Below are 11,342 nucleotides of genomic sequence, written 5' to 3'. Positions count from 1 at the left end.
CACGTGAGCACAGTGGTGGAATGGCAAGATCGAACGCTCACCGCCCAGTTAATGTCGGAAGTGCGAAAAATCCATGATGGTATCTTGGTGGGGGATTTGAGTTGTCGGGTGGATTTGACCAAAGCGGATGCGGATTTTTATCCCATTGCTGAAGCCTTGAATATGACGTTGGATTCCATTGTGCGTTCCATTGATATGTCCACGGATGTCGCCATTGCCATGTCGGTGGGGGATTTTCAGCAAACTATTGATCAGCCTTGCCCGGGGTATTTCGGGGTTGTGAAAGAGGCGCTGACGGTTAGTATGGAGAATATTTCCGATATTCTCTCTGGCGTGAAAGAGGTGTCGGATCTGATCGACAGCGACAGTCAGGAAGTGCGCCGTGCCAGCCAAGCGTTGAGTTCCAGTTCGCAAAGTCAGGCGGCGTCAATCGAACAAACCTCGGCGTCGATGGAGCAGATGACCAGCGCGGTGCAAAGCAGTTCTGAAAATGCGAAAGAAGCGGCCGAGCAGACACGCAGTGCGGCGCTCAAAGCCGAACAAGGTGTCAAAGTGATGCAATCCGCAATTGAGTCGATGGAGGCGATTAGCCAGGCCAGTGAGCGGATTGGCGACATCATCACGCTGATTGATTCGATTGCATTTCAAACCAATTTGTTGGCGTTGAATGCGGCCGTGGAAGCGGCACGTGCCGGTGAGCATGGCCGTGGATTTGCCGTGGTGGCCGGCGAGGTGCGTAATCTGGCTGGAAAGTCCGCTGATGCGGCGAAGGAAATTCGCGGCCTGATTGAAGATACCTTGCAGAAGGTTGAGCAGGGCTCGCGTTATGTCAACGATTCCGGTCAGTCGCTCAACGAGATTCATCAGTCGATCCATGAAGTGCAGACGATTATTGATGATATTTCTAAGTCCAGCCAAGAGCAGACGCAAGGCATTTCGCAAGTGAATATCGCGATTTCGGACATTGATTCTCAAGTGCAGAAAAATGCCCTGATGGCTGAAAACACCAGTCAAACCGCCATGCAATTGGAACGTTTAACCCAGGCGATGACACAGAATGCGCAGACTTTCCAGATCAAGTCGCGTGCCCATAAAAGTGCGCTGGGGGCGGATGCGAATTTTGTTCGTATTCGGATGGCGCATCGGCAGTGGCGAGCCAAGGCCAGAGCCTTTATTCATGGGTTTGATGTCGGCGTGGATCCACAAAAAGCGGTGGATCCAAAGGCGTGCGAACTGGGGCAGTGGATTTACGGTGCCGGGCAACACTATGCCGCTTTCCCAAGTTATCAGGCATTGGAAAAAAATCACCAAGCCATGCATGCCCATATCGGTAAAATTATTCAGCTGCAATCGGTTGGGGATTCTGCCGCGGCTGAGGCGAATTTGGATGAGTTGGAGCGACTCAGTCGCGTGGTTGTGGAGGCCATAAACGAAATGGAGGGGCAGTTGGCCGAGGAGGAATCGGTCGGTCACTCAGGGGAGCGACAGCTGCAAAGTCTATAGTCGCTTGTGTTGCAGACGAGCGGAGAAAGGGGCAGACTTTTTGAAGCATGAGAATGGGATTGAATTGTCGAATGGCTGGGTCATTCCTTGGGGGGCGGTGTCTTGGCAGGCAATCCGCTCGCAGGGTGCGGGCGGACAGAACGTCAATAAAGTCGCAACGGCGGTGCAATTGCGATTTGACATAGCGGCGTCGTTGCTGCCGGAAGCGGTTCAGCAGCGTTTACGAAAGCTGTCTGACCGTCGTGTCACCAAAGACGGTTACGTGATCATTAAAGCGCAATCGCACCGTACTCAGGTTGCCAATCGTGAGGAAGCTCTAAAGCGTTTGCGAGATTTGGTGGAGTCGGTTTTGCTGCGCCCGAAGACACGCTTAGCGACTCGGCCGCCGAAACGCGAGCGTTTAAAGCGGCTAGCGCATAAACGACAGCGCAGCGAGATCAAGTCGCTAAGACGTTCAAGCGGTTTGTCTGATGGATGATGGAACCGACTCAACGGCGCGAGGTGACTATTTTGAACAGATTTTGGCCGTAAGCTGTTGGATGGGTTTGCCGATCATCAGAATGGCAAGAAATGCAATGGGCCATGCGACGAGCAGGGCGTTCCACCAGCGTTGTGCAAAATAGGCGTCTATGCCGGTGTTCACAGTGGTAATGACCGCCGTCATAATAATGGTCATCAGTATCGACATCGTAAACGCAAAAACGATACGGTGAAAGCGTTTTGAAAACATGGCAATCTATGTCCTGTTAGGGTTAAACGCAATAGTGTAAACGCGGCGCACAAATTTGACCAGGCCTGACGTTGCTGTGGACGGATGGCTGACTGAAACATGGCTTTTAATGGCGGTGGCCTATAGACACCTAGGCCTGAATCAAGTACAATCCGCGTAATCTTTAAATTAATATTTTCAGACTTTTGGAGTCGAACGATTCATGGCGGTGCAGCCCACTGTTTACGCATTTAAAACGGAGTGAATTCCTGAATGGGAGTTGGCTCCGTTTTTTTATATGCACGCTTCAAAAGTATCACGGAATCTCTGTTGGGCGGAACACATCAATGATACAGACAGCTTTATTGGCTTTGGAAGACGGCACCCTGTTTTGGGGAACCTCTTTAGGGGTTACGGGGGAAACAATTGGTGAAGTGGTTTTTAATACTTCCTTGACGGGTTACCAGGAAATTCTGACAGACCCTTCCTATTACAAACAATTGGTGACACTGACCTATCCACATATCGGCAATGTGGGGGTGAATGCCGAAGACGAAGAATCGCCCGCGATTATGGCTCAGGGTTTGATTGTTCGTGATTGCCCGCCGTTAATGAGCAACTTCCGCGCGGAAAAATCTCTTCCCGATTATCTGAAAGAACAAAACGTGGTGGCAATTTCCGATATTGACACGCGTAAGTTGACGCGCATTCTGCGTGACAAAGGGGCTCAGTCCGGCATTATTGTGGCCGGCGATGAGATTGATGCCGAAGCGGCCGTGGCGAAGGCGAAGGGGTTTGCTGGGTTGAAGGGCATGGACTTGGCCAAGGAGGTCACTACCCCGAACACTTACGTTTGGACTGAAGGCACTTGGGTATTGGGCGAAGGGCATAGAGATTGTTCCGATAACACGCCGTATCACGTGGTGGCGTTCGATTATGGCATCAAACGCAATATTCTGCGTATGTTGGCAGACCGCGGCTGTAAGCTGACGGTGGTGCCAGCGAAAACGCCGGCGAATGAAGTCTTGGCGATGAACCCAGATGGGGTTTTCCTGTCGAATGGCCCGGGCGATCCGGAGCCATGTGATTACGCCATCGAAGCGATTCAAGATGTCTTGAAAACCGATATTCCGGTTTTCGGTATCTGTTTAGGGCATCAGTTGCTGGCACTGGCGTCCGGTGCGAAAACCGTGAAGATGAAATTCGGTCACCACGGCGGAAACCATCCGGTGCAGGATTTGAAAACCAAGAAAGTGATGATTACCGCACAGAACCATGGCTTTGCTGTGGATGCGGAGACGTTGCCGGACTGTTTGGAAGCGACGCACAGTTCGCTGTTCGACGGCTCCTCGCAAGGGATTCAGCGCAAGGATAAAGCGGCGTTCAGTTTCCAGGGGCACCCGGAAGCCAGTCCAGGGCCGCACGATGTCGCGCCTTTGTTCGACCAGTTCATCGACAATATTAAAAAATACAAACAAGCATAAGTGATAGGAAATTAAAGAGATGCCAAAAAGAAGTGATTTAGACAGTATTCTGATTATTGGTGCGGGTCCTATCATTATCGGCCAGGCCTGCGAGTTCGATTACTCCGGTGTACAAGCCTGTAAGGCATTGAAAGAAGAAGGTTACCGCGTCATTCTGGTGAACTCCAATCCGGCAACCATTATGACCGATCCGGAAATGGCCGATGCGACCTATATCGAGCCGATTGAATGGAAAACGGTTCGCAACATTATTAAGCAGGAGCGTCCGGATGCGATTTTGCCGACCATGGGCGGACAAACCGCTTTGAACTGTGCGCTGGACTTGGATAAACACGGGGTGTTGGAAGAATTCAATGTCGAGTTGATCGGCGCCAATGCCGATGCCATTGATAAAGCGGAAAACCGCGACCGCTTCCGTCAGGCGATGACGAAAATCGGTTTGGACATGCCGGTGTCGGATGTGGCGCACAATATGGAAGAGGCCTGGAAGATTCAAGAAAAGGTTGGTTTCCCGACGATTATTCGTCCGTCGTTCACTTTGGGCGGTTCCGGCGGGGGCATTGCTTACAACAAAGCCGAGTTCGAACAGATTTGTAAGTTCGGTCTGGACTTGTCACCGACCAAAGAGTTGTTGATTGAGGAGTCGATTCTGGGCTGGAAAGAATATGAGATGGAAGTGGTGCGTGACAAAAACGATAACGCTATCATTATCTGTTCCATTGAAAATCTGGATCCGATGGGGGTGCATACCGGGGATTCCATTACGGTGGCACCGGCACAGACTCTGACCGATAAAGAATATCAAATCATGCGAAACGCCTCTTTGGCGGTTTTGCGTGAAATCGGGGTTGAAACTGGGGGATCCAATGTCCAGTTCTCGATCAACCCCGAAACCGGGCGCATGATTATCATCGAGATGAACCCGCGGGTGTCGCGCTCTTCGGCCCTGGCGTCGAAAGCCACTGGCTTTCCGATTGCCAAGGTGGCCGCTAAACTGGCGGTCGGTTATACCCTGGACGAGCTCAGTAATGACATTACCGACGGTGCGACGCCGGCTTCGTTTGAACCGTCCATTGATTATGTGGTCACCAAAATTCCACGGTTTACCTTTGAAAAGTTTCCGCAGGCCGATAAACGCTTGTCCACTCAAATGAAGTCAGTGGGCGAAGTGATGGCGATGGGGCGAAACTTTCAAGAATCGTTGCAGAAAGCAATGCGTGGGCTGGAGACCGGCAAAAACGGTTTTGATGAAATCATGCCTTTGGCCACCATGGATGAAAAAGAAATTAAGGATGTGTTGCGTCAAGAGTTGCGTGCGCCGGGTTCGGATCGCCTGTGGTATCTGGCCGAAGCGTTTCGTGCCGGATGGACGCTGGAAATGGTCTATGAAACCTCACGAATTGACCCTTGGTTTTTGTCGCAAATTAAGCAGCTGATCGATATTGAAGATGATGTTAAACAGCGCGGGTTGGATGCGTTGGATGAAACGCTGCTGCGTCAGTTGAAGCGCAAAGGCTTTTCCGATAACCGACTGGCCGATTTGCTGTCCACCGATGCGGCCTTTATTCGCAAGTTTCGTCATACTTTAAATATTCGCCCTGTGTTTAAGCGGGTGGACACCTGTGCGGCCGAGTTTGAAACGTCAACCGCTTACCTCTATTCGACTTATGAAGAGGAATGTGAGGCGCAACCAACCGATCGTGAAAAGATTCTGGTGTTGGGCGGCGGTCCGAACCGCATAGGTCAAGGGATTGAATTTGATTACTGTTGTGTGCACGCCGCCATGGCGATGCGCGAAGATGGTTACGAAACCATTATGGTCAACTGTAACCCGGAAACCGTTTCCACCGATTACGATACTTCCGACCGTTTGTATTTCGAACCCTTGACGTTGGAAGACGTTTTGGAAATTGTCGAGGTTGAAAAGCCGAAAGGGGTCATTGTGCAGTACGGCGGTCAGACGCCGTTGAAACTGGCGGAAGACTTGGAAGCGGCTGGTGTTCCGATAATTGGAACCTCGCCGGAATCCATCGACCTGGCAGAAGACCGGGAGCGTTTTCAGCAAATGTTGCATGGGCTGGATTTGAAACAGCCGCCGAACCGTACCGCGCGCAGTGAAGACCAAGCCATTGCCTTGGCCAACGAAATCGGTTACCCCTTGGTGGTGCGTCCGTCTTATGTCTTGGGTGGGCGCGCGATGGAAATTGTGTATAACGATGCGGATTTGTCGCGTTATATGACCGAAGCGGTCAAAGTGTCAAACGACTCCCCGGTTTTATTGGATCGTTTCTTGGACGATGCGGTTGAACTGGATGTGGATGCGGTTTGCGATGGCGAGCGTGTGGTCATCGGCGGCGTGATGGAACACATTGAACAAGCGGGTATTCACTCGGGCGATTCGGCCTGCTCTTTGCCGCCCTACAGTATTCCGATGCACATTCAGGATGAAATCCGTGTGCAGGTGGAAAAAATGGCCAAGGCATTGGGAGTGGTTGGGTTGATGAATACGCAGTTTGCCGTGAAAGGTGAGGAGATCTATGTGCTGGAAGTTAATCCGCGCGCTTCCAGAACCGTGCCGTTTGTTTCCAAAGCCATTGGTAAGCCCTTAGCCAAAATCGCCGCGCGTTGTATGGTTGGGCAAAAGCTGGATAAGCAAGGATTTACGCAGGAAGTTCGCCCGACCCTGTTCTCAGTCAAAGAAGCGGTTTTCCCGTTCATTAAGTTCCTGGGTGTGGACCCGATTCTTGGGCCGGAAATGAAATCGACCGGTGAAGTCATGGGGATCGGTGATACCTTTCCGGAAGCCTATCACAAAGCGCAGTTGGCTGGCGGAACCGTCCTGCCGACTGAAGGTAAAGCGTTTTTAAGTGTGCGTCAGGCGGATCGAGAGAAGGTGGTGGATCTCGCCAGACAGCTGGTGGCGAAAGGTTTTACCATTCTGGCCACGCGTGGCACGGCGAAGACACTGGAAGAGGCGAATATCGCCTGTGAAATTGTTAATAAGGTCACTGAAGGGCGTCCGAATATTGTGGATTCCATCGTTAATGAAGAGGTGGATTTGATTGTGAATACGTCGGATGGTTCCGTGAGCATTAAAGACTCGTCCAGTATTCGCCGAGAAGCTCTAATGCATAAGACCTGTTATACCACCACCATGGCGGGTGCTTTAGCCATGGTGGCGTCCATGGATTATCTGGACAATCAGAAGGTGACTAAGTTGCAGGCGACTTAGTTTTAAGTTCGGTTATTTTTAGAAAACGCCGGGCTTTGGCTCGGCGTTTTTTGTTACAGCTAGAAAGTAGGTGAGGAGATATAATGCAAAGACATCCTATGACCAAACAGGGAGCCGATGCGCTTCAGGTTGAGCTGCAAAGATTGAAAAAAGAGGAGCGACCAGCCATTTCAACGGCCATTGCGGAAGCTCGTGAGCATGGCGATTTAAAGGAGAACGCCGAGTATCATGCGGCACGTGAACAACAAGGCATGATTGAAGCGCGGATCAGTCAGATTGAAAACATTCTGGCGCGTGTTCAAATTATTGATGTGACCAAGCTGAAGCCGAACGGCAAGGTGGTGTTTGGTGCCACGGTGACGGTCATGAATCTGGAAACGGAAGCAGAAGTGACCTATCAGATTGTTGGTGAAGAGGAAGCGGATTTGAAACAAAATAAGATTTCCGTCAATTCACCGATTGCCCGAGCCTTGATTGCCAAGGAAGAAGGCGAAGAGGTTGTCGTGAAGGCACCCAGTGGCAATATTGACTATGAAATTGTTGAGATTCAATATATTTAATCTGCGAATGTAATTTGGAAAACCGCCGATGCGAGGAATTGATAGACAGGCTGTCACGCCGCCCTTTTATGTGATGGCTTGGACGCTGTTGCTGACGGCGAACATCACCCTTGGTTACATAGTGGCACCCGTGTTGTTTAATGGTCTCAGTTCGGAGCAGGCGGGTCAGCTAATGGGTGTTTTTTTGACGGGGCTTTACGGATTCGACCTGGTCTGGCTGTCGTTAATGCTGTTGGTGTTGGCCTTGCAAAGGCGTTTTTATTGGGCGCGTGAAGCCATTCTGGTGAGCGCAATTTTATGGGTGGCGCTGAATCTGTGGGGCGTTTCACCTTTGATGTCGGCCTTGAAGTCCCTGGATGTGGCGACGTCTCGCATCTATGGTTTGACCTTTGCTCAGTGGCATGGTATTTCTCAAATGCTGTTTCTGTTAATGCTGCTGTGTTGTATTGTTTGGGGGCTTTGGTTCGCACGGAGCCATGACGCCGTTAGTGTGAAACCCAAACATTAACCATAAAGAAAGCTTATAAGCATTTAATTATTTTATCGCTTAAACTCTGGCTTTACGGTTGCAATTTCAATGGAAAAGGCTGAAAATAGCTACGGTAAATGATTAAATTCTAATATAAATAAAACGGTAAGATAACGGAGTGGTTTGAATGAAACTAACATTAAAGGCGCTATTTGTTGCAGCAGTGGCCGCATTTTCCATGAACGCACAGGCTGCGGAAACAAAATACGATTTGTGTGTTGCCGATGGCGACACCATTATCAAGCTGGCTAAAGAAAAAGGCGCGACGGCCGCGCGTGAATACGAGCAAAAAACCACTGTTGGTGAGTGTTTTGCCGAGTTAAGTAAAATTGAAGCCACTTACGGTGACAAGACGTTGGGCTTGAATCCTTCTTATGTCATGACGCCTGAAGATCGTGCGCGTTGGGCACGTTTGTTTGACTCGATTGATGCCAAGCAATACCGTGGCACGCCTTATTTGATGGCAACTTATTACTTCAAGCGATAAGCCTAAACGTCTCTCGCCTGTGTCGTTACGACAAGGGTTGAATGAGATTGGATAAAGCCGACAATTTGTCGGCTTTTTTTGTCTGGGTAAAATGATAAATTTTTGGAAAACCGACGCACGTGACACAGAGTTTGTTTGAACATACCCACGCCTGCCTGATGGCCTGTGATCTGGATGAAAAAGTCACTTTATTGAGGGAACTGCAGCAGCAATGGGCGACGGGTGGGTTTCACTTTCAGCCCACCGAGACCATCGAAAAAGTTCCCGATGCCGGGCGCCCGTCCAAGCCGGATCTGGTTCCGCCGAAAGATTTGCCCAAGCGCCGACTTGGTTCAAGAGAAGGGCATGCAGCCTTGATGCATGCGATTTTGCATATTGAGTTTAATGCCGTTAATCTGGCACTGGATGCGATTTATCGTTTTCAAGCGATGCCGTATGACTATTACCAAGACTGGCTCGGGGTGGCGGGTGAAGAGGCGTATCACTTTCAAATGGTGCGCGAGCATTTGGCTCATCTTGGATATGAGTATGGCGACTTTCCTGCACACAACGGTCTTTGGGTGACCACTTATGAAACCGATCATGATCCGTTGGTTCGGATGGCGCTGGTGCCAAGAACCTTGGAAGCACGCGGATTGGATGTGACGCCACCGATGATCCAGAAACTGCGTGCAGTGGGCGATAAACGGGGGGTGGAAATTTTGAAGATTCTGCTGCGGGATGAAATCGGTCATGTGGAAGTTGGCACGCGCTGGTTTCGGTTTTTGTGTCAGCAGCGTAATTTAAACCCGTTTGAGACCTTTACTCAGATTATAGACGATTATTTTCATGGCGACTTGAGAGGGCCGTTTAACTTTGAAGCGCGACAAGAAGCCGGTTTCAGTGATGCAGAAATTGCCTGGCTGAAAACGTTGGAGTCGGCTTAACCCATGAGGCTCAGTGAACAACATCGGCAGCGAATCATTCTGCGTCACCGGCGCTCGATTCAGGAACGCGGTTACGGCGCGACCGCTTTGTATTGGAGTAACACAGAAGCACAACAAATTCGCTTTGAGGTTTTGGCGTCACTTTTGTGGCGTTATGGTTTGCAAAACGATGTTTCTAGGTCATTCCATCTATTGGATGTGGGCGCCGGTTTTGGCGATTTTCATGCCTATTTGGTTTCATTGGGGGCGAATTTCAGTTACACCGGTATCGACGTGTCGCCCGACATGGTTCAAGCGGCCGGATTGAAATATTCTCAGGTGTCTTTACGCCAAGGAGAACTCTTTGACTTTGATTGGCCAGCGAATGCGTTTGACTTTGTCGTCTGTTCCGGTGCGATGAATGAGGTGGTGGATCCGCCGGGGAAAGAAGGGGATTATGCGAAAGGTCTGATTCGCAAAATGTACTGTCTGGCGAAATACGGCGTAGCCTTTAATTTACTGAATGCGCAGGATCCTTGGACATCCGGGTGCGCTTTGTTACAGAGTTTTATACCGCAGGACATTCAGGATTATTCGACCACCTTCGCGTCACAGGTGGTGCTGGAAGACGGGTATCTGCCCAATGATTTCAGTGTGTATTTGGGAAAATAAGCAACAATGAAAGTGGGCATAGATCTGGGCGGAACCAAAATTGAAGTGGTGGTGTTGGGAGACGAAAACCGCATCTTGTTTCGAGAAAGGGTGGCAACCCCGCAGGGCGATTATATGGGGATTCTGGCGACTTTGGTCTCGTTGGTTAAGCGCGTCGAGGCTGAATTTGGTGTTTTTCCACGTTTAGGGGTTGGTATTCCCGGCGCCGTGTCCAAGCAAACTGGCCGTATTAAAAATGCCAATTCGACCTGTTTGATCGGGCGGGATTTGGCCACTGATTTATCGGCTACTTTATCTCAAACCATCGTGTTGGCAAATGACGCTAATTGTTTGGCGTTATCGGAAGCGTCTGACGGCGCCGCGGCGGGTGAAGACGTGGTCTTTGCCGTTATCTTGGGCACCGGCTGTGGTGGCGGTTTGGTGGTGAATGGACAGGTTTTGAACGGGGTGAATGCCATTGCCGGAGAATGGGGGCATAACCCGTTGCCGTGGCCTTCGGGGAAGGACGAAATGCATCCGTGTTATTGCGGTCAGAAGGGGTGTCTGGAAACGTTTTTGTCGGGACCGGGGATGGCGGCGCATTTTGAAAAACAGGATGGTCGCAAGTTAAACGCAAAAGCCATTGTGCAGGCAGCTGAAGCCGGCGATGACCTTTGTCAAAGGCATTTGGAACTGTATGCACACTGGTTAGCGAAAGGATTGGCCAGTGTGATCAATGTGGTGGATCCGGATGTCATCGTCCTAGGTGGCGGTTTATCGAATATCGAGTTGTTGTATCGACGCGTTCCGGAGCTTTGGGGTCAATGGGTGTTCAGCGACCGAGTGGATACCCGTTTGGTGAGCGCAAAATGGGGCGACTCAAGCGGGGTTCGCGGGGCGGCTTGGCTGTGAGAGATTGTGAGAGTCGATATTGCGTTTTACCAGGCCTGGTGAAAACGGTTAATCAAAATGGAGAAGGGTGCATTGGAAAATATTACGACCTTAGAGCAACTGGACGACCTGAAGCGAACCGAAACCGCCTTGTTGGTCTTGTTTGGTGGGCGTGATTGCAGTGTTTGTCATGCCATCAAACCGAAGCTGCTTGAGCGGGTCGAGTCGTCTTATCCGGCCATGAAAATGGTGTATGTGGATTGCCATGAGGTGACGGATATTTGTTCACAGAACGGCGTGTTTACCTTGCCGACCTTACAAGTGTTTTTTACCGGACAGCGGTTTATTGAAGAAGTACGCAGTTTCAGTTTGCAAAAGGTGATGCAGGAAA

Annotated in this window: 12 protein-coding genes; 11 read left to right on the top strand and 1 reads right to left on the bottom strand. The window is 50.4% G+C overall.

Annotation, left to right across the window (positions count from 1 at the left end):
* Together ACP5D0_RS08055 and arfB are read left to right on the top strand one after the other, a co-directional pair.
* Positions 1–1,503 (top strand): methyl-accepting chemotaxis protein (locus tag ACP5D0_RS08055; protein WP_472365153.1); only part of this gene is annotated, 1,503 nt, incomplete at its 5' end.
* Between the two features lie 40 nt (positions 1,504–1,543).
* A complete protein-coding gene (gene arfB / locus ACP5D0_RS08050) occupies positions 1,544–1,981 on the top strand; it encodes an alternative ribosome rescue aminoacyl-tRNA hydrolase ArfB (protein WP_472365152.1) in 438 nt (145 codons plus the stop codon).
* 27 nt (positions 1,982–2,008) lie between these two features.
* Here the strand turns inward: arfB and ACP5D0_RS08045 are convergent, their stop codons facing one another.
* Positions 2,009–2,233: a DUF2798 domain-containing protein gene (locus ACP5D0_RS08045; protein ID WP_472365151.1), complete on the bottom strand. Its 225-nt coding sequence runs from the start codon at positions 2,231–2,233 to the stop codon at positions 2,009–2,011.
* Positions 2,234–2,559: 326 nt separating this feature from the next.
* Here ACP5D0_RS08045 and carA point away from each other — a divergent pair, with 326 nt between their 5' ends.
* The 9 genes from carA to ACP5D0_RS08000 all read left to right on the top strand — a co-directional run.
* Complete coding sequence (carA, locus tag ACP5D0_RS08040; protein WP_472365150.1) at positions 2,560–3,696, top strand: glutamine-hydrolyzing carbamoyl-phosphate synthase small subunit; 1,137 nt, start codon at positions 2,560–2,562, stop codon at positions 3,694–3,696.
* A gap of 19 nt (positions 3,697–3,715) precedes the next feature.
* Positions 3,716–6,928 carry a carbamoyl-phosphate synthase large subunit gene (carB, locus tag ACP5D0_RS08035; RefSeq protein ID WP_472365149.1) on the top strand — a complete coding sequence of 1,071 codons (3,213 nt, stop codon included), beginning with the start codon at positions 3,716–3,718 and terminating at the stop codon, positions 6,926–6,928.
* An 83-nt stretch (positions 6,929–7,011) separates the two neighbouring features.
* Positions 7,012–7,488 carry a transcription elongation factor GreA gene (gene greA, locus ACP5D0_RS08030; RefSeq protein ID WP_472365148.1) on the top strand — a complete coding sequence of 159 codons (477 nt, stop codon included), beginning with the start codon at positions 7,012–7,014 and terminating at the stop codon, positions 7,486–7,488.
* A gap of 28 nt (positions 7,489–7,516) precedes the next feature.
* Positions 7,517–7,996 (top strand): DUF4149 domain-containing protein, encoded by a 480-nt coding sequence (locus ACP5D0_RS08025; protein WP_472365147.1) that lies wholly within the window; start codon positions 7,517–7,519, stop codon positions 7,994–7,996.
* Positions 7,997–8,144: 148 nt separating this feature from the next.
* Positions 8,145–8,504: a hypothetical protein gene (locus tag ACP5D0_RS08020; protein ID WP_472365146.1), complete on the top strand. Its 360-nt coding sequence runs from the start codon at positions 8,145–8,147 to the stop codon at positions 8,502–8,504.
* A 158-nt stretch (positions 8,505–8,662) separates the two neighbouring features.
* On the top strand, positions 8,663–9,430 hold the full coding sequence (locus ACP5D0_RS08015) for a ferritin-like domain-containing protein (protein WP_472365154.1): 768 nt from the start codon (positions 8,663–8,665) through the stop codon (positions 9,428–9,430).
* 3 nt (positions 9,431–9,433) lie between these two features.
* A complete protein-coding gene (locus tag ACP5D0_RS08010) occupies positions 9,434–10,081 on the top strand; it encodes a class I SAM-dependent methyltransferase (RefSeq protein WP_472365145.1) in 648 nt (215 codons plus the stop codon).
* A 6-nt stretch (positions 10,082–10,087) separates the two neighbouring features.
* On the top strand, positions 10,088–10,972 hold the full coding sequence (locus ACP5D0_RS08005) for an ROK family protein (protein ID WP_472365144.1): 885 nt from the start codon (positions 10,088–10,090) through the stop codon (positions 10,970–10,972).
* Positions 10,973–11,044: 72 nt separating this feature from the next.
* Positions 11,045–11,342, top strand: a 298-nt coding sequence (locus ACP5D0_RS08000) for a thioredoxin family protein (RefSeq protein ID WP_472365143.1), incomplete at its 3' end; no start/stop codon positions are given.

Origin of the sequence: Hydrogenovibrio sp. (assembly GCF_049975065.1) — a bacterium.
GTDB lineage: Bacteria > Pseudomonadota > Gammaproteobacteria > Thiomicrospirales > Thiomicrospiraceae > Hydrogenovibrio.
Note: the sequence above shows the minus strand (reverse complement) of the source record. Positions and strands in the feature narration are given on the sequence as shown.